This is a genomic window from Saccharopolyspora sp. NPDC049426, from assembly GCF_040676935.1.
In the GTDB taxonomy this organism is placed as follows: Bacteria; Actinomycetota; Actinomycetes; order Mycobacteriales; family Pseudonocardiaceae; genus Saccharopolyspora.
The window spans coordinates 178,713-201,942 of record NZ_JBFAPZ010000013.1; the positions used below are offsets into that span (position 1 = coordinate 178,713).

The 23,230-nt window shown below is 71.1% G+C and carries 18 protein-coding genes; 5 read left to right on the top strand and 13 right to left on the bottom strand.

The genetic code is table 11. The features are described from left to right. The first annotated feature begins 27 nt into the window (after positions 1-27). A complete protein-coding gene (locus AB0J78_RS26485; RefSeq protein WP_363793516.1) occupies positions 28-1,392 on the top strand; it encodes a hypothetical protein in 1,365 nt (454 codons plus the stop codon). Between the two features lie 9 nt (positions 1,393-1,401). Here the strand turns inward: AB0J78_RS26485 and AB0J78_RS26490 are convergent, their stop codons facing one another. From AB0J78_RS26490 to AB0J78_RS26510, 5 genes are all read right to left on the bottom strand, one after another. Further along, the gene (locus AB0J78_RS26490; protein WP_363793518.1) at positions 1,402-2,625 is read right to left on the bottom strand and encodes a DNA polymerase III subunit delta'; all 1,224 of its coding nucleotides are present in this window, start codon (positions 2,623-2,625) and stop codon (positions 1,402-1,404) included. Between the two features lie 64 nt (positions 2,626-2,689). Further along, complete coding sequence (gene topA / locus AB0J78_RS26495; RefSeq protein WP_363793520.1) at positions 2,690-5,509, bottom strand: type I DNA topoisomerase; 2,820 nt, start codon at positions 5,507-5,509, stop codon at positions 2,690-2,692. Positions 5,510-5,815: 306 nt separating this feature from the next. Next, positions 5,816-6,400 carry a hypothetical protein gene (locus AB0J78_RS26500; protein WP_363793522.1) on the bottom strand — a complete coding sequence of 195 codons (585 nt, stop codon included), beginning with the start codon at positions 6,398-6,400 and terminating at the stop codon, positions 5,816-5,818. Between the two features lie 168 nt (positions 6,401-6,568). Further along, positions 6,569-7,198 (bottom strand): hypothetical protein, encoded by a 630-nt coding sequence (locus AB0J78_RS26505; RefSeq protein ID WP_363793524.1) that lies wholly within the window; start codon positions 7,196-7,198, stop codon positions 6,569-6,571. Between the two features lie 161 nt (positions 7,199-7,359). Further along, complete coding sequence (locus tag AB0J78_RS26510) at positions 7,360-9,735, bottom strand: sodium-translocating pyrophosphatase (RefSeq protein ID WP_363793526.1); 2,376 nt, start codon at positions 9,733-9,735, stop codon at positions 7,360-7,362. 364 nt (positions 9,736-10,099) lie between these two features. On the opposite strand from AB0J78_RS26510, the gene AB0J78_RS26515 reads away from it, so the two are divergent. Further along, entirely contained in the window at positions 10,100-12,493 is a 2,394-nt protein-coding gene (locus tag AB0J78_RS26515; protein ID WP_363793528.1) for a DEAD/DEAH box helicase, read from the top strand. A 144-nt stretch (positions 12,494-12,637) separates the two neighbouring features. Here the strand turns inward: AB0J78_RS26515 and AB0J78_RS26520 are convergent, their stop codons facing one another. From AB0J78_RS26520 to ssd, 8 genes are all read right to left on the bottom strand, one after another. Beyond that, positions 12,638-13,303, bottom strand: a complete 666-nt coding sequence (locus tag AB0J78_RS26520) for a bifunctional DNA primase/polymerase (RefSeq protein ID WP_363793530.1) — start codon at positions 13,301-13,303, stop codon at positions 12,638-12,640. A gap of 337 nt (positions 13,304-13,640) precedes the next feature. Further along, the gene (locus tag AB0J78_RS26525; protein ID WP_363793532.1) at positions 13,641-13,985 is read right to left on the bottom strand and encodes an Rv3654c family TadE-like protein; all 345 of its coding nucleotides are present in this window, start codon (positions 13,983-13,985) and stop codon (positions 13,641-13,643) included. Next, positions 13,982-14,293, bottom strand: a complete 312-nt coding sequence (locus AB0J78_RS26530) for a TadE family type IV pilus minor pilin (protein WP_363793534.1) — start codon at positions 14,291-14,293, stop codon at positions 13,982-13,984. The genes AB0J78_RS26525 and AB0J78_RS26530 overlap by 4 nt, the downstream gene beginning before the upstream one ends. Next, positions 14,290-14,481, bottom strand: coding sequence for a DUF4244 domain-containing protein (locus AB0J78_RS26535; RefSeq protein WP_132626413.1), 192 nt, complete (start codon positions 14,479-14,481; stop codon positions 14,290-14,292). Before AB0J78_RS26535 ends, AB0J78_RS26530 begins: the two co-directional genes overlap by 4 nt. Before the next feature lie 16 nt (positions 14,482-14,497). Further along, on the bottom strand, positions 14,498-15,073 hold the full coding sequence (locus tag AB0J78_RS26540; RefSeq protein WP_363793536.1) for a type II secretion system F family protein: 576 nt from the start codon (positions 15,071-15,073) through the stop codon (positions 14,498-14,500). Continuing rightward, complete coding sequence (locus AB0J78_RS26545) at positions 15,070-15,843, bottom strand: type II secretion system F family protein (RefSeq protein ID WP_363793538.1); 774 nt, start codon at positions 15,841-15,843, stop codon at positions 15,070-15,072. Before AB0J78_RS26545 ends, AB0J78_RS26540 begins: the two co-directional genes overlap by 4 nt. Then, entirely contained in the window at positions 15,837-16,988 is a 1,152-nt protein-coding gene (locus AB0J78_RS26550; RefSeq protein WP_363793578.1) for a TadA family conjugal transfer-associated ATPase, read from the bottom strand. Before AB0J78_RS26550 ends, AB0J78_RS26545 begins: the two co-directional genes overlap by 7 nt. An 87-nt stretch (positions 16,989-17,075) precedes the next feature. After that, positions 17,076-18,194 (bottom strand): septum site-determining protein Ssd, encoded by a 1,119-nt coding sequence (gene ssd / locus AB0J78_RS26555; RefSeq protein WP_363793540.1) that lies wholly within the window; start codon positions 18,192-18,194, stop codon positions 17,076-17,078. A 640-nt stretch (positions 18,195-18,834) separates the two neighbouring features. On the opposite strand from ssd, the gene AB0J78_RS26560 reads away from it, so the two are divergent. The 3 genes from AB0J78_RS26560 (at position 18,835) to AB0J78_RS26570 (ending at position 23,224) form a co-directional block, all read left to right on the top strand. Next, on the top strand, positions 18,835-19,662 hold the full coding sequence (locus AB0J78_RS26560) for an HAD-IB family hydrolase (RefSeq protein WP_363793542.1): 828 nt from the start codon (positions 18,835-18,837) through the stop codon (positions 19,660-19,662). A gap of 527 nt (positions 19,663-20,189) precedes the next feature. Then, positions 20,190-21,968: a glycoside hydrolase family 3 protein gene (locus tag AB0J78_RS26565; RefSeq protein ID WP_363793544.1), complete on the top strand. Its 1,779-nt coding sequence runs from the start codon at positions 20,190-20,192 to the stop codon at positions 21,966-21,968. 5 nt (positions 21,969-21,973) lie between these two features. Continuing rightward, a complete protein-coding gene (locus AB0J78_RS26570; RefSeq protein ID WP_363793546.1) occupies positions 21,974-23,224 on the top strand; it encodes a DUF1343 domain-containing protein in 1,251 nt (416 codons plus the stop codon). Positions 23,225-23,230 lie beyond the last annotated feature (6 nt).

Sequence of the window (23,230 nt, forward strand, 5' to 3'; positions counted from 1 at the left end):
AGTGACGCCTATCACGGAGGATGTCGGATGCGCGCCTTTCGTCGGCTGTGCGCCTGCGCGGCGATCACCATGGCGATCGCCGGGATGTCGATGCCCGCAGCGATCGCGCAGAGCGCGTACCCCACGACACCGACGCCGCGGCCGCAGGACCCGAACCAACCTCCCGGGCGCGTTCAGGAGGACATCCCGCGGCCGGTCATCGGTGATGCCGGGACGATGCTCGGGATCGTGCGCCTGCTGCCCGAGACCGCGCCCGGCGACGCGTTCTTCAACGACCCGGAGTTCGAGAGCAAGCTGCCCAAGCAGGCCGTGCTCGAAGCCGGCATGGGCCGCGCCCTGGCGCAGGTGAACTCCGAGGCCTACCTCGCCCACGAGCACTCCGTCGCCGAGGCCTCGCCGTTCGGCGTCGGCATCATGGGCTACGTCCCGCAGGTCCCGGGCGGTCTCTCGCAGAACGCGCTGTCCGACCACGATGCGCCGACCACCAGCGCCCTGACTCCGCCGTCGTCCCCCGCCGACCAGCTGGTCAGGCTCAGCGGGTTGAACGGCACCGTGCACGCGCGGTGGAACCAGGAGACCGGGCCGTGCGGGGTGGCTCCGCTGTCCGAGGCGCGCTACTCGATGGCCTCCGGTTCGGCGCTCGACCAGGTCCCCGGGCTGGGCGGTTCCGTGCTGGAGGTCCCGTCGATCGCCGAGGCGCGCTCCAGCGTGCGGCTCGCCGACGTCCCCGGGCAGACCGGCAAGGCCGTGACCTCGACGTCGGAGCTGCAGATCTCGCAGGTGAAGCTGTTCAGCGGTTCGCCGCAGGAGATCTCGGTCGACGTCGTGGGACGGCCGGTGGTGGTCGCCACCGCGACCGGCGATCCCGCCACCACCCGCGTCGACCACTCCGCCCCGGTGCTGCGCATCAGCCAGGGCGGCCGGGAGATCGCCGTGCTCGACGCGGCGAACCCGACCGCGGACGTGCCGATCCCCGCGATCCCCGGCCTGGACCAACGGGTTCTGGACCTCGGCGTGCTGCGGCTGAGCCTCGGCGAGCTCAAGCGGGAGGCGATGGGCAACGAGATCCGCGGCACCGCCAGGCTCTTCGACCTCAAGCTGCTCGACGGCACCAAGCTGGGACTGCCCACCGCACTTGCCCAGATCTCCTTCGGCGAGCAGGTCGCGCGGGCCGCGGCTCCCGCGGGCGGGGTCAACTGCGATCCCCCCGTCGCCGGCGCCGCGGGCGGAGCGGAGGCCACACCGGCCGCCTACCACCAGGCGCGCACCGAACCGCTCGCGCTGACCAGCGGCAGCTACTTCGCGGTCCCGATCTTCTGGACCGGCGCGGGACTGCTGCTCCTCGGCTCGATCCTCGTCGCAGCACTGCCCCGCCGGAACGCCAAGCACTGACCGGACGGATCACCCGGTGAACAGGGTGGCGAGCATGGCCTCGACCGCGATCAGCGGTTTGACGTTCTGGGTCAGGGCCGTGCGGCATTCCAGGACCGCCTCCAGCCGGCGCAAGGTGGACTCCGACGTCCACTCCGCAGCCGCCTTCGCCGACGCGCGGGCGAAATCCGGGTGGTTGAGGACCGCCTGCGAACCGGTGCGGGTCACCAGGACGTCCCGGTAGAAACCAGCCAGGTCCACCAGGGCGAGGTCCAGGGCGTCCCGCTGGGAGCGGGTGGTGCGGGACTTCTGGCGCTTCTCCAGCTCCTTCAACGCCGCGTTGGCGCCCCGGGTCGCCGACGCCGTGCCCTTGCCGGTCCCGCCCGCGCCCATCGCGGTCTTGAGCTCCTCGCGCTCGGACTCGTTGCGATCCTCGTTCGCCGTGACCGCCTCGGTCTCGGCCAGCTTGACCAGTCCGGACGCCGCCGTGAACACGTCGGCGAAGCGCTGCAGGCCCAGCGGGATGCGCAGCACCGACTCGCGGCGCTCGCGGGCCAGCTCGTCGGTGGCCAGCCGACGGGCGCGACCGATGTGCCCGCCGCAGACCTCCGCCGCCCACTCCGCCAGCTGCGGCTCGATGTCGTCGCGCTCGCGCAGCACCTCGGCGATCGCGCCGGACAGGGGCGTGCGCAACTGCAGGACGCGACACCGAGAGCGGATCGTCACCGAGACGTCCTCGGGGTGGTCGGACGGCGCGCACAGCAGGAACACCGTGCGCGGCGGCGGCTCCTCGACCGCCTTGAGCAGCGCGTTCGCCGCGCCCTCGGTGAGCCGGTCGGAGTCCTCGATGAGCACCACGCGCCACTGCCCGGTGCTCGGGCGCCGCGCGGCGGCCTGCACCAGGGCGCGCATCTCGGCCACCGAGATCGACAGGCCCTCCGGCACCACCAGCTTCACGTCCGCGTGGGTGCCGTGCAGGACCGTGCGGCAGGCGGTGCACTTCCCGCATCCGGGAGTCTCGGGATCCTCGCACTCCAGGGCGGCGGCGAAGGCACGAGCGGCGATCGAACGACCGGAACCCGGCGGGCCCGTGAACAACCACGCGTGCGTCATCGCACCAGGCGGCACCGGCTCACCCCGGACCTGCCGACGCGCCGCGTCGGCCGCCGCGTGCAGGGTGCCGACGGCGTCGGGCTGGCCGACGACCTCCGCCCAGACCCCGGTCGCGGGTACCTCCGGAGCGCCGGTGCGCATCGCGTCAACTCCCTCGTGCCGAGCTATCGGGTCACGACTCTACGATGCCGCACCGACTCCGCGGTCAGGACTTCGAGGTGGTCGACTTCGACGACGTCGACTTCTTGGCCGCCGTCTTGGTGCCCGTCGACTTCGACGCCGCGGTCTTGGTGCCGGTGGACTTCGACGCGGTGGTCTTCTTCGCCGCCGTGCTCTTGGACGCGGTCGACTTGGAGGCGGTCGACTTGGAGGCGGTCGACTTGGACGCCGTGGACTTCTTCGCCGGAGCCTTCTTCTTCGCCGGAGCCTTGGCCCGGCGCTCCGCCAGCAGCTCCACGGCGCGGTCCATCGACAGCTCCTCCACCGCGTCGCCCTTGCGCAGCGACGCGTTGGTCTCGCCGTCGGTGACGTACGGGCCGAACCGGCCGTCCTTGATCACCAGGGCCTTGCCGGTGTCAGGAGCCTCGCCCAGCTCGCGCAGCGGCGCGGCGGCGGCCCGACGGCCCCGCTGCTTGGGCTGCGCGTAGATCTTGAGCGCCTCGTCGAGGGTGATCGAGAAGATCTGGTCCTCGGTCTCCAGCGACCGCGAGTCCGTGCCCTTCTTCAGGTACGGGCCGTAGCGGCCGTTCTGCGCGGTGATCTCGTTGCCCGACTCCGGGTCGGTGCCCACCACGCGCGGCAGCGACAGCAGCTTCAGCGCGTCGTCGAGCGTCACGGTGTCCAGCGACATCGACTTGAGCAGGCTGCCCGTGCGCGGCTTGGACTTGTCGCCCTCCGGCAGCACCTCGGTCACGTACGGACCGAAGCGCCCTTCCTTGGCGACGACCTCGTGACCGCTCTCCGGGTCGGTGCCCAGGCTGCGGCCCTCCATCGGAGTGGCGAACAGCTTCTCGGCGATCTGCACGGTCAGCTCGTCCGGCGGCAGGTCGTCGGGCAGGTTCGCCCGCTGCGCCGTCTCGTCCTCCAGCGTCCGCTCCAGGTAGGGCCCGTAGCGGCCGACGCGGACGTAGATGGTCCGCCCGTCCTCGTCGTCGAACATCGGGATCGAGTTGATCGCGCGCGGGTCGATCTCCTCCACCGACGAACCGACCAGCTTCTTGAGCCCGCCGGCACGGCCGATCGAGTCCTCCGGACCCACTTCGCCGCCGAAGTAGAAGCCGGCCAGCCAGCGGGTGCGCTCCTCGCGCCCCTCCGCGATGCCGTCCAGCTCGTCCTCCAGGGCGGCGGTGAAGTCGTAGTCCACCAACCTGCCGAAGTGCTGCTCCATCAGCCCCACCACGGCGAACGCGATCCACGAGGGAACGAGGGCCGAGCCCTTCTTCCACACGTAGCCGCGCTCCTGCACGGTGCTGATGATCGACGCGTACGTCGACGGGCGGCCGATGCCCAGCTCTTCGAGCGTCTTGACCAGGCTCGCTTCGGTGAAGCGCGGCGGCGGGTTGGTGGTGTGCCCGTCGGGCTCCAGCTCCGGCGCCGTGATCGACTGGTCCTGGGCGAGCTGCGGCAGCCGCGACTCGGCGTCGTCGGCGACCCCACCCGCCTCGGAGTCCACGGCCTCGACGTAGGCCTTGAGGAAGCCGGGAAAGGTGATGGTGCGACCGGACGCGGCGAAGGTGCACTCCTCACCGCTGGTGGCGGTGCCGCTGATGCGCACCGACAGAGTGGTGCCCTTCGCGTCGGCCATCTGGGAGGCGATGGTGCGCTGCCAGATCAGCTCGTAGAGCTTGAAGCCGTCGACGTCGTTGGACAGCTCGTTGGCGACCTCGCCGGGCGTGCGGAAGCTCTCCCCCGCCGGGCGGATCGCCTCGTGCGCCTCCTGCGCGTTCTTGACCTTGCGGTTGTACTGCCGCGGCTGCGGCGAGAGGTACTGCTCGCCGTAGAGGTCGCGCGCCTGGTTGCGCGACGCCGCGAGCGCCGTCTCCGACAGCGTCGTGGAGTCGGTACGCATGTAGGTGATGTAACCGTTCTCGTACAGCCGCTGCGCCGTGCGCATCGTGCGGTCCGCCGAGAAGCGCAGCTTGCGGCTGGCCTCCTGCTGCAGCGTGGAGGTCATGAACGGCGCGTACGGCTTACGCGTGTAGGGCTTCTCCTCGACGCTGGAGACGCGCAGCTGGGCGTCGGTCAGCGCCCCGGCGAGCTGCCGGGCCTCGGCCTCGGTGAGGACCTTGGTGTCGGAGTTCTTCAGCCGCCCGTCCGGACCGAAGTCGCGGCCGGTGGCGAGCTTGGAGCCGTCCACCGAGACCAGGCGGGCTCCGAAGCGACGCGGCGAGGCGTCCGGGCCGGCGTCCATGGTCGCGGCGATGTCCCAGTACTCGGCGGAGACGAAGCGGATGCGCTCCCGCTCCCGCTCGACGACCACGCGGGTCGCCACGGACTGCACGCGGCCCGCCGAGAGCTTCGGCATGACCTTCTTCCACAGCACCGGGCTGACCTCGTAGCCGTAGAGGCGGTCCAGGATGCGGCGGGTCTCCTGGGCGTCGACGAGGTCCTGGTCGAGGTCGCGCGGGTTGGCGGCGGCGGCCTGGATGGCGGACTCGGTGATCTCGTGGAAGACCATCCGGCGGACCGGGACCTTCGGCTTGAGGGTCTCCAGCAGGTGCCAGGCGATGGCCTCGCCCTCGCGGTCACCATCCGTGGCGAGGTAGAGCTCGTCGACCTGCTTGAGGGCGTCCTTGAGCTCGGTGACCGTCGACTTCTTGTCGGCACTCACCAGGTACAGCGGCTCGAAGTCGTTCTCGACGTCGACACCCAGTCGCGCCCACGCCTGGCCCTTGTACTTCTCGGGCACGTCCTTGGCGTTGCGCGGCAGATCGCGGATGTGCCCACGCGAGGACTCCACGATGAAGTTAGAGCCGAGGTAGGAGGCGATCTTCTTGGCCTTCGCCGGTGACTCGACGATCACCAAGCGCCGGGTAGCGGAGCCGTTCCCGTTGGGAGACCCCGAAGCCCGACCGGCCCCGCCGCCGGCCTTCTTCGTTCGTGTCGACCCAGCCAACGCTTACCTGCTCTCTTCTTCCGGAAGCATCCCTTGCACCCGGCGCCCATCCGTTCGTGTCCCTGGAGTGTGCGCGCCGCACGGTTGGCCGTGCCGCACCGGGAAGGCACAGGGTTGCATATAACACGTCGATATTCGTCGACGTCCTGTTGTACGAACGTATCGGGTTACTTAGGTGTTCCGTTTCGTGACCTGGCGTGATGTGCGTCAACCCGCTCAGGAGACGAGCGGGATCATTCCCTCGATCGCACCATCGGGCAGCGGTCCTACCAGCTCGGCGAGCCTGGCCAGGCGTCTGCGACCGGTCACCCGCAGGGCCGGTCCGCCCGCCCTGACGCCGACGGTCTTGGTCGGCAGGCCGCAGCCGCGCAGGGCCGCTGCGAGCGGCTCGTGCGTGTCGGGAGCGTGCGGGTCGAGCCCGAGGCGGTAGCCGTTGTGGTCCGCCGTGCCCGCCGCGAGCGCCCAGATGCGCAGCGCCCAACCGTCCGGCACGAATCCCGACGGTACAGACTTCACGGCGCCGCGCAGCCAGTGCGCGGCCAAGCCGGTGAGGTCGGAGCGGAACGCGGTGCGGACCAGCGGCCGTCCTTCGTCGGACCGGCCGAGCTCGGCCTGCACTCCCCGCTCGGAGCAGGCGGCGAGCAGGCAGCGGGCGCGCCACTCGGCGTCCACGACCACCGACAGCCGCGCCGCGGTCCCGCGGCCGAACCCCACGGCCTGACCGGGTCCGCACAGCATGCCCGCGAGGTCGGCGACGTCCGCCCGCCGAGCCTCTGCCGAGTAGAAGGACAGCTGGTCCACGATCGGGATGCTAGAACAGCAGTTCGAGATTATCCACCAACGTAACCCGATCGATTGAGTCCCGACGCCTGGTGGACACGATTTCAATGGAAATCGGTGCACCGAATTCCACTGAACTCCGGTTCCTGATTTCCATTGAAATCGTGACGTCCACGCAGGTCAGGAGAGTTACTGGGGTTGGCCTGGTTGGGCCGGGGCGGGTTGGCCTGGGGCCGGTTGGGCTGGGGCCGGGTTGAAGAACGGTTTGCAGCCCGGGGCCTGCTTGGCCGCGCCGGCGAGCTGCTGGTTCTTCTCCAAGGCGCCGAACTTGCTGTTGAGGTCCACCTGAGAGCTCTTCTGGAGCTCCGTCTGCAGGGCGGTCATGCCCTCGGTGAACTTCTGCTTGTCGTTCGGGTCGACCTGGTCGGCCTTGGCGCGGGCGCCCACCAGGACGTCGCGGATCTGGACGAAGCCGTCGCGGATGCCCTGGTTGACCTGGTCACCGCCCTCGATCGGGGACGGCGGCAGCTCCTGCAGCCCGCGGACCGTGTCATCGGCGGTCTTGCTCGCCGTGTCGAGCCGGGCGACCACGGAGTTCTTCATCGCCTGGGTGTTGCTCTTGTCCACCGCGGGCAAGTTCTTCTGGGACGCGGAGAAGTCGTTGACCAGCCCGCACAACCGGCCTGCCCACTCGATGCCTTCCGGGCCTGCCGCCTTCGGCGGAGCCGGGGCGGGCGCGGGCGCTGGTGCCGCACCGCAGGCGCTCAGGGCCAGCGGGATGGCCGCGAGCGCCGCGAGGGACGTCGCACGGAACCTCATTGCGAACTCCTCACATGGATCGGAGTAGCTCTCGCTGTGCGCTCGGACTCTCTCGTACCGCCACACCTCCCGGTGAACCCGGGGTCACCCGTCGCAGCGATCGTCCTGCTCACAGCGATGGGCGCCACCCGGATCGGGTGACGCCCATCGTGGAGGCCGATCTAGGCGGGAGCGCCGTTGATCGTCTTGTCGTCCGCGGGCTCGTCCGCGATCGCGGTCGAACGCCGCTTGGAGATCACCACGGCCGCGACGATCACCGCGAGCGCCACCACCGCGATGCCGATCCGCACCGCCGGGTTGGCCGCTTCGCCGACGGCGAAGTAGACCACGGCCGGCGCGATCAGCACCGACACCAGGTTCATCACCTTCAGCAGCGGGTTGATCGCCGGACCGGCGGTGTCCTTGAACGGGTCGCCGACGGTGTCACCGATGACCGTGGCCGAGTGCGCCTCGGACCCCTTGCCGCCGTAGTAGCCGTCCTCCACCAGCTTCTTGGAGTTGTCCCAGGCACCACCCGAGTTGGCCAGGAAGATGGCCATCAGGGTGCCGGTGGCGATGGCACCGGCCAGGTACCCGGCCAGCGGGCCGACGCCCAGGCCGAACCCGACCGCGATCGGCGCCAGCACCGCCAGCAGACCCGGAGTCGCCAGCTCCCGCAGCGAGTCGCGGGTGCAGATGTCGACCACCCGGCCGTACTCCGGGCGCTCCGAGCCGTCCATGATCCCGGGCTTGTCCTTGAACTGGCGCCGCACCTCGTAGACCACGGCACCGGCCGCGCGGGACACGGCGTTGATCGCCAGACCGGAGAACAGGAACACGACCGCGGCACCGATGACCACGCCCACCAGGACGTTCGGCGCGTAGACGAGGAACTCCGATGCAGACAGCTCGCCGGCCACGTCGGCCAGCGCGGCGCCGATGGCGTCGGTGTAGGAACCGAACAGCGCCGTCGCCGCCAGCACCGCCGTGGCGATGGCGATGCCCTTGGTGATCGCCTTCGTCGTGTTGCCCACCGCGTCCAGCTCGGTGAGGATCTTCGCGCCCTCGCCCTCGACGTCACCGGACATCTCCGCGATGCCCTGCGCGTTGTCGCTGACCGGACCGAAGGTGTCCATCGCGACGATGACGCCGACGGTGGTCAGCAGACCGCAACCGGCCAGCGCGATCGCGAACAGCGCCACCGGCAGCGAACCGGACAGCAGGAACGCGCCGAACACGGCCGCGGCGATGACCGCCGCGGTGTAGACGGCGGACTCGAAGCCGACCGACAGACCGGTCAGGATCACCGTGGCCGCACCGGTCAGCGACGACTTGCCGACGTCCTGGACCGGGCGGTGCTCGGTGGCGGTGAAGTAGCCGGTCAGCTTCAGGATGACCACGGCCAGCAGGATGCCGATGACCACGGCCATCAGCGCGACCAGCGCGGGGCTGCCCGGGGTGGCTCGCACCTCCTCCGACACGCCGGTGAGCTCGGCGAAGGTGCTGGGCAGGTACAGCATCGCGGCGATCGCGCACAGCACCGCCGAGATCCCCGCCGAGATGTAGAAGGAGCGGTTGATCGCGGTCAGCGCGCTCTCACCCGTGCGGGCCTTGGTGATGTAGACGCCGACGACCGCGGTGAGCACACCGATCGCGGGCACGATCAGCGGGAACAGCAGCCCGTGCGCGCCGAACGCGGCGGTGCCCAGGATCAGCGAGGCGACCAGCGTGACCGCGTAGGACTCGAACAGGTCCGCCGCCATGCCTGCGCAGTCGCCCACGTTGTCGCCGACGTTGTCGGCGATGGTGGCGGCGTTGCGCGGGTCGTCCTCGGGGATGTTCTGCTCGACCTTGCCGACCAGGTCGGCACCGACGTCGGCGGCCTTGGTGAAGATGCCGCCGCCGACTCGCATGAACATCGCCAGCAGCGCGGCGCCGAAGCCGAAGCCCTCCAGCACGCGCGGAGCGCCGCCCGCGTAGACCAGCACCACCAGGGCGGCGCCGAACAGGCCGAGGCCGACGGTCATCATGCCGACCACGCCACCGGTGCGGAACGCCACGCGCATCGCCTTCTCGCGGCCCTCACCGGGCTCGCGGGCGGCGGCGGCCACGCGCACGTTCGCGCGGGTGGACAGCCACATGCCGAGGTAACCGATGGTGGCCGAGAACGCGGCGCCGAACAGGAAGAACAGAGATCGGCCGATGCGCTCGCCGATGGTCTCGGCGGGCAGCGCGAACAGCACGAGGAACACCACGACCGCGAAGATCGCCAAGGTGCGGAACTGCCTGTTCAGGTACGCCGACGCGCCTTCCTGCACGCCCTTGGCGATGTCCTGCATCTTCGCGGTGCCCTGCCCTGCGGCGAGCACCTCCTTGATCAGGACGTAGCCGAAGGCCAGTGCGGCGAGGGCGATGACCATCACGGCACCGACCACTGCGTAGTCGATGCCTGCGAGCTCGATTCCGGTGGCTTGCTGGGCGAGGTCCATCCGGGACTGCGAGCTCGGTGGTGCAGCGCCCTGGGCCCAGCCATGCTGGACCGGGGTGAGCAGGGACATCCGTCCTCCTGGGTTGTGCTCGGTTCTCACACCGGCGGCCCCGCACGCTCTTACCGGGCCCCGATGCGCGGTAGGCGGCCCCGCCCGGTACGGCCCGTGATCGTTCGCTGGCCGTCCGTGGCGACGTCGTGAACCGGGAGTCTATTCAGACCCCGAGTGGCTTACCTCACGGTGTGATACGCAACTCTCCTCGACGTGCAGATCTGTTACCGAATAATCGATCCAGAAGGGACTTGATCCCCTGTTCGGACATATTTCGATTTGGACCGATCGGGTGACATGAGGTATGGCGTGTCGCAGCGGGATCCGCGAGGACGCGTCCATCCCCCGGAAACACGCTCCGAAGTTGCCCCGAAGGTGGAACATGAGCCGACTCGCGGAGGGGAACACCTGTGCGGGCGCCGATCAGAGCTGTGCAAGGCTGAACGACGTGCGCGAGGAGGACAAGGGACAGCGGCTGCTCCGCCGCGTCCTCGCCGGGATCCCGGCCGACGAGTCACCAGTGACGCACGTCGAGCACCGCCCGGCCCGGCCCGCCCAGACCGCCGACTGGCCGAAGTGGGCACCGCCCCGGCTCGTCGAGGCGTTCCAGGCGCGCGGCGCGGACGAACCGTGGATCCACCAGGTCGAGGGCGCCGAAGCGGTGCACGACGGCGAGAACGTCGTCGTCGCCACCGGCACCGCGTCCGGGAAATCGCTGGTCTACCAGCTGCCGGTGATCTCGCAGCTGCTGGCCGACCCCAAGGCCACCGCGCTGTACCTCTCCCCCACCAAGGCGCTGGCCGCCGACCAGCTGCGCAGCATCTCCGAGCTGGAGCTCCCCGAGCTCCGCGCGGTGAGCTACGACGGCGACACCCCGCAGGCCGAGCGGGACTGGGTGCGCCAGCACGGCCGGTGGATCTTCACCAACCCCGACATGCTGCACTTCGGCGTGCTGCCGTCGCACGGGCGCTGGGCGCACTTCTTCCGCAGGCTCACCCACGTCGTGATCGACGAGTGCCACACCTACCGGGGCGTGTTCGGCTCGCACGTCGCGCTGCTGCTGCGCAGGCTCCGGCGGATAGCCAACCGCTACGGCTCGGACCCGGTGTTCGTGCTTGCCTCGGCCACCGTGTCGGACCCGGCGGAGCTCGCCGAACGGCTCACCGGCGCGCGCTGCCGGGCGATCACCGAGGACGGTTCGCCGCGCGGGGCGCGCACTGTCGCGCTCTGGGAACCGCCGCTGCTGGACGACCTCGTCGGCGAGAACGGCGCCCCGGTCCGCCGGCACGCCGGCACGGAGGCCGCGCGGATCCTGACCGAGCTGGTCATCGAGGACGCCCGCACGCTGGCCTTCATCCGCTCCCGGCGCGGTGTCGAACTCGCCGCGCTCGCCGCGCGACGCGCGCTGTCCGAAGTGGACTCCTCGTTGCCGGACCGGGTCTCCGCCTACCGCGGCGGGTACCTGCCCGAGGATCGCCGCGAGCTGGAACGGTCGCTGCTGACCGGGGAACTGCGAGCCGTGGCCACCACCAACGCGCTGGAGCTCGGGGTCGACATCTCCGGCCTCGACGCCGTCGTCGTCGCCGGGTACCCGGGCACCCTCGCCTCGTTCTGGCAGCAGGCCGGACGCGCAGGGCGCGACGGGGACGGCGCGCTGGTGGTCTTCGTGGCGCGTGACGACCCGCTGGACACCTACCTCGTGCACCACCCGCCCGCCGTGCTGTCCCGGCCGGTCGAGGCGACCGTGCTCGACCCCGCCAACCCGTACGTGCTGGAGCCGCACCTGGCCTGCGCCGCGGCCGAGCTGCCGCTGACCGAGGAGTCGTTCGAGGTCTTCGGCGGCGAACCCGCGCGACGAGCGGTCGAGGCGCTGACCGCAAACGGCGTGCTGCGGCGACGCCCCCACGGCTGGTTCTGGACCGCCCGGGAACGCCCGCACCGCAACGTCGAGCTGCGCGGCTCCGGCGGCCCGCCGATCGCCGTCGTCGAGGGCGAATCCGGGCGCATGCTCGGCACGGTGGATCCCGATTCCGCCTGCTCGACGGTGCATCCGGGAGCGGTGTACCTGCATCGCGGCGAGTCCTTCGTCGTCGACGAGCTCGACCTCGACGCGGCCATCACGCTGGTCCACGAGGAGAGCCCGGACTGGACCACCTCGCCGCGCAACGACGTGGACATCTCCGTGCTGCGCACCGTCGAGAGCCACGACACCGGCGCCGGGGTCACGGTGCACTTGGGCGAGGTGGAGGTGACCTCGCAGGTCATCGGTTACCTGCGGAAACGCCCGACCGGCGAGGTGCTGGACCAGGTTCCGCTGGACCTGCCCGCGCAGACGCTGCGCACGCGCGCCGTCTGGTACACGGTGGGTCAGGACTTGTTGATGGGCAGCGCGCCGGGGGGCGCCGGGCTGGAACCGGCGCGCATCCCCGGCGCGCTGCATGCCGCCGAGCACGCGGCGATCGGCCTGCTACCGCTGTTCGCGACCTGCGATCGATGGGACATCGGCGGGGTCTCAACCGCTCTGCACGCTGACACCGGGGAGGCAACGGTGTTCGTGCACGACGGCCATCCGGGTGGAGCCGGATTCGCCGACCGCGGTTTCGCCTCATTGGTCCCATGGCTGGCCGCGACGCGGGAAGCGATCGCTTCCTGCGACTGCCCGGCCGGATGCCCGTCCTGCGTTCAGTCACCAAAGTGCGGGAATGGCAACGAACCGCTGGACAAGGCAGGGGCGGTGGCTGTTCTCGATGCGGTTTCGGCCGTGCTTCGGGGGTAGCACCGGCGGTCCGGGTGGGCCGCCCGACCGGGCACGATGAGCACTTGGTCTGGCTGGTGCGTGCTCGCGGGAATCTCGTGACCGGTCGGGCCGGGGCCCTGGGCGCGGAAAACCGGACCAGTTCGGTGCATCACGGCCGCAGGATCACCTGCTCGCTGCGAGAACCTCCGCCACGTTCTCCGGTTGGTCATCGATCTCGATTGCGGTCCGGAGCGCGTCCTGGACGAACTCCGGGCTGGGCAGCTGCCAGGCGCACACATCGGGCTTGACCCTCCAGTGCACCGCACCGCCGGGGTAGACCGACGGTGGCAGCGGAACCCAACTCCCCTTGCTGTGCAAGCGGATTCCGCTCTGCTCGGCCAGCTCGCCGTTGAGCCGACCCCCAGGGGACATCAGGAAGAACCAGCTGCCGGTCGGGGTCGCCACGATCGGCACCGGGAATCCGCCTGCGCGCAGCGCCTTCGCCGCCCGCCTGCCGATCGCGATGTCGACCTCGATGGCCTCGGCCTGGAAACCGGTGGCGAGCAGCAGGTTGTAGGGGTGCTCGTCCCACCAGGCCAGGACCTCGTGCAGGTCCGCCCCCAGGCCGTCCTGCCAGTCGGCCCGCACGGGGGTCGGGCCGTGCAGCCGGCGGCCTCGGCGACCGAGCCACTCACCATCTCGGGGGAAGGTTCCGGGCAACACCGACCAACCACGCGACGCGAAGTCGATTGCCTGCACTCGCAGGTCGATCCGGCTGCTGGTCAGCCCGGCCGGGTGGGCCGGGACGCCGCGGAAGGAGCTCTGCCACCTCTCCGCAGACCATTGCATGTGTCTCCGCCTCCTCGTTCAGCGGTGAACGACCTCGCGCCCTGAGGTCGACCGGCCGGATTTCGGGGTTCCGGCCGATCCCCCGACCTCCTTGTCGGGTGGACCTCGGTTCGTGGCGAACCTGGGCTCGCCGCTCACACATTCAAAGAAACGTCATCCAGCCCCGGGGCGTACAGACCCGGTGCGACGACCGGTCGTTCGGCGACGACGAACGTGAAAGATCCAACACACGCGCTGAAAGATCCATGGCAGTGACGGTGACGCTTCGCCGACCGCTCCGCTGCCGGCCGGACCGCTCGCCGACCGCTCGTCGCACTGCCCGCGTAATACACGCGGCTCAACCGGGGACCGGTCCGGCGCGAGCCCGTGCGCTCGGCGGTTGCCGTCCGGCCAGCGGTCCGGGCAGCTCCCCGGCCACCTCGACGCGAACCTCTCGACCGGTCAGGGTGCACGTGAGCAGGCGCGTCCGCATCCCGCCGGTCACCCGCCGGGCCTGCGCGCAGGCGAGTTCGGGTCCACCGATCACGTGAACCGCAGCCGCCAGCGCGGCGAGATCGGCGGCGCCTTCGGCCCGCTGCCGGGCGGCGATGGCGGTGCCCAACTGCACGAGCCACCCCAGCAGCACCAGCACGACCAGCGACAGGACCGCCGCGAGCACCGTCGCCGAACCGCGATCGTTCATCCGGCCTCCCCCGGTTCGAGGATCGCGACGGCGTCGGCGCGCGACCAGTGCGCGCTGACGAGCACCTCGACCTGGTCACCGCGGACCACGTGGGCGTAGTGGGCGCCGACGGGCGCGATGGCGCGCACCGCCTGCTCCGCCCGGGGCGCGTCTCCCCGGGCGAGCAGGCGGGCGGCCTCGACGGCGGCGTCCTGGCAGCGCAGCTGGCCCAGGACCGCCATCCCGCCGAGCAGCAGCAACCCGAACACGGCGACCAGGGAGCAGATGCCCAGCGCCGCCTCCACGGTCACCGATCCCCGGTCGTTCACGTTCCGGCTCCCTGCAGCCCCCGCTGGATGAGGCCGGTCAGCGCCTCTTCGACCGAACCGCTGGTCACCACGGCGTAGAGCGTGGTCGCGAACGCCACGGCCGCGAGCGTGCCGACGGCGTACTCCGCCGTGGACATGCCGTCGTCACCGGTCAGCGCGGCCCGCAGCCGCCGGATGAGATTCCGCATCGTCTTCTCCTCGTGTCTACAGTGGATTGATCGGGATCCGGTCGAACATGCCGAGCACGACCGGGAGCACTCCCAAGCACAGGAACGCGGGCAGGAAGCACAGCCCCAGCGGCGCCGAGATCCACACGGCACCGCGCTGAGCGCGCACCTCGGCCAGCTCGGAGCTGCGCGCCCGCGCGCGGTCGGCGAGCTCGGCCGCCACGTCGGCGAGCGCGCTGCCGGTGCGCGCGGTTCTCCGCGCCGCGCGGGCGAGCTCGGCCGTGTCCGGGTCGCGCAGCGCCGGTTCCCACCCGGCAGCGGCGTCCGAGCCGAGAGCGAGGTGGTCGGCGACCTCGTTCAGCGTCCGCCGGGCGGTGCCGCCGACCTCGACCGCCACGGCGCGCACGATCACCGGCACCGGCAGCCCCGCCCGCATTCCCGCCGCCAGCAGGTCCCATCCGCCGGCGAGCACCAGCGGATCGGCCCGTTCCTCGCGCCGGGGGCGCGGTACCGCCGGTGGGCTACGACGCCGACCCAGCCGGTGGCGGGTCGTGTCGACGGGGACCAGCAGCACGGCCACAGCGGCGGTGAGCAGCGCGCACACCTGGCTCATGTCCGCACCACCGACCTCGTCAGCCGGGAGCTCCACAGCACCCCGGCGATCAGCAGGGCGACCCCGACGAGCAGGAGCAGCTGCCCGGCGGGACCGCTGCCGAACACCGCGAGCGGCGCCGCACCGGCGGCCTGCCCGAAGCCCAGGCCCAGCACCGGCAAGCCGGTGAGCACTCCCGCCGTGGCGCGCGGACCGGCCATCTTCGCGGCCACCGCGCGGCGGAAGCCGGTGCGCCGCTCGACGTCGCGGCGCAGGCAGTCCAGCAGTTCCGCCAGCGCCACACCGTGCCGTTCGGCCAGGTCCCAGGCCCGGGTCAGCCGTCGCACCGGCGCCCGTGGTCGTCCAGCCAGCGCGGACACGTCGCCGCCGAGCCGAGCGGTCGCCGCCAGGTCCCGGAAGAGCGCGGCGACGCCGGGACCGGCTTCGGCCGCCGCGCCCTCCGCCGCGTTCGCCGGGTGCGCGCCCGCGCGCAGCTGTGCGACCAGCAGCCGCATCGCCTCGGCGAACTCGTCGTCGAGCGCGAGTTCCCGCCGCTCGTCGCGGCTTTCGCGGAAGTACCTGCCCGCGAGCAGCGCCAGCGCGATCGCCGCGCACGAGCCCGCCGGGCCCGCGACGGCGAATCCAGCGACACCGGTCGCCAGCGGCAGCAGGCGTTTCGGCCTCGGCAGCCTCAGCGGTGCGCGCCCGAGTCCTGGAAGCCGGTGGCGAGTGGTGATCGCGGGCCAGCACAGCAGGCCGGTCGCGGCGAGCAGGGCGCTCGTGATCAGCACGGCAGCGCACCTCCCCTGGACTCCAGCAACGCCGCCAGCTCCGCGCGGCCCACGTCCCAACCGGTTTCGCGCTCCCAGGCCGGTCGCACGGTCACCTGATCACCCGACCGGTGGAGCACTCCGATCGCGGCGAGGCGTCTGCGGCGCACCTGCAGCACGACCTGCACGGCGGCGGCGAGCTGGCTGTGCAGGGCATCGCGGGACAGCCCGCCGAGCGCGGCCAGCGCCTCCATCCGGGCGGGCACCTCGCGCGGCGAGTTGGCGTGCAGCGTGCCGCCGCCTCCGTCGTGCCCGGTGTTGAGCGCGGCGAGCAGCTCGCGTACCTCCGCACCGCGCACCTCGCCGACGACCAGGCGGTCCGGCCGCATCCGGAGCGCCTGCCGCACCAGTTCGCGGACGCCGATCTCACCCGCGCCTTCCACGTTCGGCGGCCTGGTCAGCAGTCGCACCACGTGCGGGTGCCGGGGACGCAGCTCGGCCGCCTCCTCGACGCAGACGATCCGCTCGCGGTCCCCGACCTCGCCGAGCATCGCCGCGAGCAGCGTCGTCTTGCCGCTGCCGGTTCCGCCGGTGATCAGGAACGCGAGCCTGCGCACCACGATCTCGCGCAGCACGGCGGCGCTGCGCTCGTCGAAGGTCCCCGCGCGCTGCAACGCGGCGAGGTCGTGCGCGGCCGGGCGCAGCACCCGCAGCGAGATGCAGGTCCCGTCCCCGGCGACCGGTGGCAGCACCGCGTGCAGCCGGACCGCGCGGGTGCCGCGCTGCGGCATCCAGGCGTCGACCCACGGCTGGGCGTCGTCGAGCCGACGCCCGGTGGACATCGCCAGGCGCTGCGCGAGTCGGCGCACGGAGTCCTCGTCGGCGAAGCGCACCGGCGCGGGCCGCAGCCCGTCCCCCCGATCGACCCACACCTTCTCCGGCGCGGTGACCAGCACGTCGCAGGTCGCCGGATCGTCCAGCAGCGGGTCCAGCACTCCCGCACCGGAGAACTCCTGCTGGACGACGCGCAGAGCGGCGAGGACGTCGGCATCGGCGACCAGTCCGCCGGATTCGGCGCGGACCGCCTCGGCGACGGCTGCCGGGCTCAGCGGCGAGCCGTTGCCCACCAGTCGATTTCGCACCCGCGCGAGCAGTTCCCGATCCACGGACATCACGGACCTTCCCTTCACCGGCCGGAAAGCGGCAGGACGGCATGGCCGATCGAGCGAGATCGGCCTGGGTTCAACGGGGGTTCAGCGCGGTACCGGCGACTCCGCCGAGGCGAGCTCGGCCAGCACCGCACCGGCCGCCGCGGCGAGCGGACTGCGGCGGTGCAGCGCGGTGACGAGATCACCGCGGTCGACGACGGCGGGCAGGCGCGGCTGTGGTCGCATCGTGGCGAGCACCGGCGCGCCGGCGGCGCGTGCGACGTCACGCGGTCGCAAGCCGCCCGGGGACGGTCCGCGCACCACCAGTCGCACCCGGCGTCCCGCGCGTTCGGTCACCGAGGCGACGACCCGCGCCGCCGCCGCGCACGCGCGCACCTCCGCGGGCACCACGACGACCACGAGCTCGGCGTCGCCGAGCACCGACTCGTCGGAGTCGCCCGGTGCCGGGCAGCGCGGCAGGTCGCACACCACGGTCGCGCCGGAGCGGCGACCGGCTCCGAGCACCGCGCGCACGCCTTCCGGTGTCAGTCCGCTCGGCGTCCGGTCCCGGTCGCAGGCGAGCACGGCCAGTTCTCCGCGTCCGACCCGCTTCTTCGGCAGCGCCTCGCGCAGCGCTCCGGCACCGAGCCGCCCGGTGCCGACCGACAGGCCCGACCAGCGCACGCCTTCGTCGCGCTCCATGCCCGCGGCGAGGTCCAGACCGCCGCCGAACGGGTCGCAGTCGACCAGCAGCGACCGGCCGCCGGAGCGGGCGGCGACCACCGAGGCGGCGGTGGCCAGCGCCGAAGCGCCCGCACCACCACATCCGCCGAGCACGGCCAGGACACGCCCCTCGCCGACGGGTGCGTCCGCGGCGTCGGCCAGCAGCTCGATCAGCTCGTGCTCGTCCGAGGGCAGGGTCAGCACCCGCTCGGCACCGATGTCGAACGCGGTCCGCCACAGCCGCTCACCGGTCGTCCGGCAGAGCAGCGCGACGCCGCGTCTGCGCGGCAGGCCGTGGGTGGCGCACGCGGCGGCGGTCGGCTCGTCGAGCAGCACCAGCGGCGCCACGCGCCACGCGGCGGGCAGCAGCCGTGGCGCGCGCTCGATCGTTCCGGCGGAGGCCGCGGCCAGCCGCGAGACCTCCTCCGCCAGCTCGGCGTCGCGCACCACCAGCAGCGGGCGCGCGGTCTCCGGGGTGGGCGATTGGGCTGCCGCGGGCATGACGAGCTCCCTGGATCAGGACTTTTCGGAGGAAAACCACTTCCGCATGGGCCGGAAGAAGGAGCGTTGTGCCGCGAATGGCCGCTCGTTATCCAAAGTGACGGAGCCCCTGTCGGCTGCCAAGCGATTTCCGAAATCTGTGGATGAACCCGTTCGCTGTGGATAACTCGTCTTCCCTGAAAGAGTTGCACCAGGGCCGCATAAGAAATGAAGTGAATTCACATTTCGCTCGACCGAAGACTGTTGCGCGAGCACGAACTCCGCGCAGGTGGGAGCATCCGAATACGAGACGACCCCCGCCAGGGGGGAGGGGCGGGGGCCGTCGTAGTTCAGCTCCGGGGGGTCGAGCTGAACTGGTCCGGTCTTGCCGGACTCCCCACACTGTATCCCGCAGATCGCTAGTAATGCCTCCCGTCCATTTGAGGGAACGTCTTTGCTCTCAGTGCCCGACAAACTGGCCCGACCCATTCATTCGTGGCAGAAAAACCAACCCGGACGGCGACCAACCTTCCGACAACCACACGGTGTGTGAAAAATCGCTCTCTCAAAGCACCCCACCGGACAAACAGCCCAGGATCGTGCGCACATGACCGGAACCAGCCTGGAAATGACACGTCGACGCGACTCGTATGCTGTCGGCGTGACTGAGCCCGCGAACCCCGCCGCCGCTTCCGGACGCCGGGTGGCCGCGTTCTTCGACCTGGACAAGACCATCATCGCCAAGTCGAGCACGCTCGCCTTCAGCCGCCCGTTCTTCCAAGAAGGGCTGATCAACCGCCGAGCGGTGCTCAAGAGCGCCTACGCACAGTTCGTCTTCATGCTCGCCGGCGCCGACGCCGACCAGATGGACCGGATGCGCGCGCACATCACGTCGCTGTGCACCGGCTGGGACATCGACCAGGTCAACGCGATCGTCGAGGAGACCCTCCACGACATCGTCGACCCGCTCGTCTACAAGGAAGCCACCCAGCTCATCACCGACCACCAGGACCAGGGCCACGAGATCGTCGTGCTGTCGGCCTCCGGCCAGGAGGTCGTCGCCCCCATCGCCAAGCTCCTCGGCGCCGACCACTGGTCCGGCACGCGCATGGTCGTCTCCGAGGGCCGCTACACCGGCGAGGTCGACTTCTACTGCTCGGCCGAGAACAAGGCGGTCGCCGCCCGCGAACTCGCCGACAAGTACGACTACGACCTCGGCGAGTGCTACGCCTACTCCGACTCGGTCACCGACATGCCGCTGCTAGAAGCCGTCGGAAACCCGACCGTCGTCAACCCCGACCGGGGCCTGCGCAAGGAAGCGGTCCAGCGCGGCTGGCCCTCGCTGGCCTTCGAGCACCCCGTCTCGCTGCGCGCCCGCATCCCCACCCCGTCCCGCGCCGCCGTCACGGCCGCAGGCGTCGGGCTCAGCGCCGTGGCGGCCGCCGGCGCGACCTGGTGGGGCGTGCGCGCCTGGCGTCGCCGACGGTGACCGAAACGCAGGTAGATCGCTCCCCGGTTCGCCCTGAAGGACCCTTGCAGTGACGGGCATCACGGTCTACAAAGGAAGTGCGGACCCTGTTTGGCCAGGGACGTTGTGGAGGAGAAACAGCGTCCACCCCTCTCAGGCTCCGCGCGCGAGACTTGGAGCACCCACGCGTCGCCGCACATAAGGCTGTCGTGCACAGGGTTGCGTCACGGGACGCCGGACGCCTAGCCCGAAAGTTACGACGAACAGCACGCTTGGTAACCCAAGAGCTCGCGCAGAGAGGGCGGCGCCCAGCACGGGCGCCGCTCTTTTGTGCGCTCCAGGCCGCCGACCCAGGCCGGGTGAGCGACGAAATCGCTTTCCGCTCGCCGCATCTCACCGAGGATCGCCGCAGCGCCATGCGCAATCCAGGAAGCAAGAATCAACGATTGGATCAGTCCTCATCGTTGACCTCCCCTTTTCCTGTGAGTAATTTCCTCATTTGTCCGCGTTTGTGGTGAACAGTTTCCGCCTGGTGCAGGGAGGCCGACGTGGCCCTGAAGAGCCGAACCCGACGCGCCGTCGTCGCGTTGAGCGCGTTGGCCGTGGGAGCTGCCGCTCTGACCACCACCGGGAGCGCTTTGGAACCTCGGGCCCAGACCGCCGACGAGCTGCTCAGCGAGATGACCCTGGAGGAGAAGGTCGGGCAGCTGTTCGTCACCTACGCCTACGGCCGCACCGCGGACACGCCCGACCCGGTCAACCGGGAGGAGTTCGGCGTCGACACCCCGGCGCAGGTGGTGCAGAAGTACCACCTGGGCGGGATCATCCACTTCACCTGGTCCAACAGCCTCTACGACCCGAAGCAGATCGCCGAGCTGTCCAACGGGCTGCAGACCGCGGCGACGAGTTCGGGCGCGCAGGTGCCGCTGCTGATCTCCACCGACCAGGAGCAGGGCCAGGTCACCCGGATCACCGAGCCCGTCACCCAGCTGCCCGGCAACATGGCGCTCGGCGCCGGCCGCAGCCCGCAGGACGCCGAGCGCGCGGCGGCCATCACCGGCCAGGAACTGCGCGCCATGGGCCTGAACATGAACTTCGCGCCCAGCGGTGACGTCAACGTCAACCCTGCCAACCCGGTGATCGGCGTCCGCTCGTTCTCCTCCGACCCCGCGCTGGCCGCGCAGTTCACCGCTGCCCAGGTACGCGGCTACGAAGACGCCCAAGCCGCCGGTGAAGGCGTTTCGGCCTCGGTGAAGCACTTCCCGGGGCACGGCGACACCAACACCGACAGCCACACCGCGCTGCCCGTCATCGAGCACGACCGGCAGCAGTGGGAGCAGCTGGACGCGCCGCCGTTCAAGGAAGCGATCGCGGCCAACGCCGACTCGGTGATGAGCGGGCACATCGTGGTCCCCAAGCTCGACGACTCCGGGCAGCCGGCCACGCTGGCTCCGAAGGTGCTCACCGGGATGCTGCGCCAGGAGCTCGGCTACCAGGGCGTGGTGTTCACCGACTCGCTGCAGATGGAGGGCGTCCGCCAGCAGCACCCGGATTCCGAGATCCCGGTGCTGGCGCTGCAGGCCGGCGCCGACGTGATGCTGATGCCGCAGAACCTGCAGGTCGCCATCGACGGCGTGATCGCGGCCGTCCGCGACGGCCGGCTCACCGAGCAGCGCATCGACGAGAGCGTCTCGCGGGTGCTCAAGCTCAAGGAAGGCCGGGGCGTGCTGGCCAACCCGTTCGTCGACGTGTCCGAGGTGGACTCGGTCGTCGGCAACCAGCAGCACCTCGCCGACGCCCAGCGGATCACCGACCGCAGCACGACGCTGCTGCGCAACGACGCCGCGCTGCCGCTGAAGTCGCCGGGCAAGGTGTTCGTGACCGGCGCGAGCGAGCGGGGCGCGAAGGCGCTGTCCGACTCGGTGCGGGCGCGCGGGCCGCAGAGCTCCGCGCTGGCCACCGGCACCAAGCCGACGCAGGAGCAGATCGGCCAGGCCGTCGAGCAGGCCAAGGCCCACGACGTCGCGGTGGTGCTGACCAGCGCCGCCTGGAACCCCGACAACGCGGGGCAGCTGGACCTCGTGCGCGCGCTGCAGGCGACCGGCAAGCCGGTCGTGGCCGTGGCCGTGCGCGACCCCTACGACGCCGCCCACGTCGACGTGCCCGCCTGGATCGCCAGCTACTCCGACAAGCCGGTCGCCATGGAATCGGTCGCCAAGGTCCTCTTCGGCGAGGCCACGCCCGCGGGCAAGCTGCCGGTCCCGGTGCCCGAGCCTGGTAAGCCTGGAACCGACAGGTATCCCTTCGGCTTCGGTTTGGCCTGGTGAACAGCATGAGCGGAATCGGCAGGCGGCGCTTCCTCGCCGCCTCGGCCCTGGCGGTCCCGACCGTCGGCGTGGCGTCCAGTTCGGCCTGCGCGGCCAAGCCGGCGCAGATCGCGCCCGGAGCGGTGCGCACCGGCGCGGACGTGCTGGCGAGCAGGGACTTCTCGGACCTCGCCGGACACCGCCTCGGCATCGTCACCAACCCGACGGGCGTGCTGTCCTCGCTGGATCACCTGGTGGACGTGATGCACGCGGGCGGCAAGGTCGACATCGCGGCGGTCTTCGGGCCCGAGCACGGGTTCCGCGGCACGTCGCAGGCCGGCGGGTCCGAGGGCGACTACCGAGATCCGCGCACCGGGTTGCCGGTCTACGACGCCTACGGCGCCGACGCGGCCAAGCTCGCCGAGCTGTTCCGCAAGGCCGGTGTCGAGCAGGTCGTCTTCGACATCGCCGACGTCGGCGCGCGCTTCTACACCTACATCTGGACGATGTACACGGCGATGCAGGCCGCCCAGCAGCTCGGCCTGGGGTTCACCGTCCTGGACCGGCCGAACCCCGTCGGTCCGCTGGTCGCCGGGCCGCAGCTGGACCCGCGGTTCGCCTCCGGCGTCGGTGAGCTGCCGATCGTGCAGCAGCACGGCATGACCGTCGGCGAGCTGGCGCGGATGTTCGACCGCGTCCACCTGCCCTCGCCGCTGCCGCAGCTCAACGTGATCCGGGTCGAGGGCTGGCAGGGACGCACCGCCGACACCGGCCTGCCGTGGGTTCCGCCGAGCCCCAACATGCCGACCCCGGACACCGCCGCGGTGTACCCGGGAACCGGGTTGTTCGAGGGCACGACGTGGTCCGAGGGGCGCGGCACGACGCGTCCGTTCGAGATCATCGGGGCGCCCGGGATCGACTGGAAGTGGGCCGAGGAGCTCAACGAGCTGGGCATCGAGGGCGTCCGGTTCCGCGAGACCTACTTCGTCCCGACGTTCTCCAAGCACGCCGAGCAGCCCTGCGGTGGCGTGCAGCTGCACCGCACGGGTGATCTCGACCCGATCCACCTCACCGTTGCGATGTTGGTCACAGCCCGACGGCTCTATCCTCAGCTCTTCGCCTGGCGAGAGGATGGGATGGTCGACAAGTTGTCCGGCTCGGACCGGCTGCGCGGCATGGTGGATGCGGGCGCCGACGTGAGCGAGATCACCGATTCCTGGCGGCAGGACGTCGTCGACTTCCGCCGGCATCGCGATCCCTACCTGCTGTACCGCTGAGGGGGC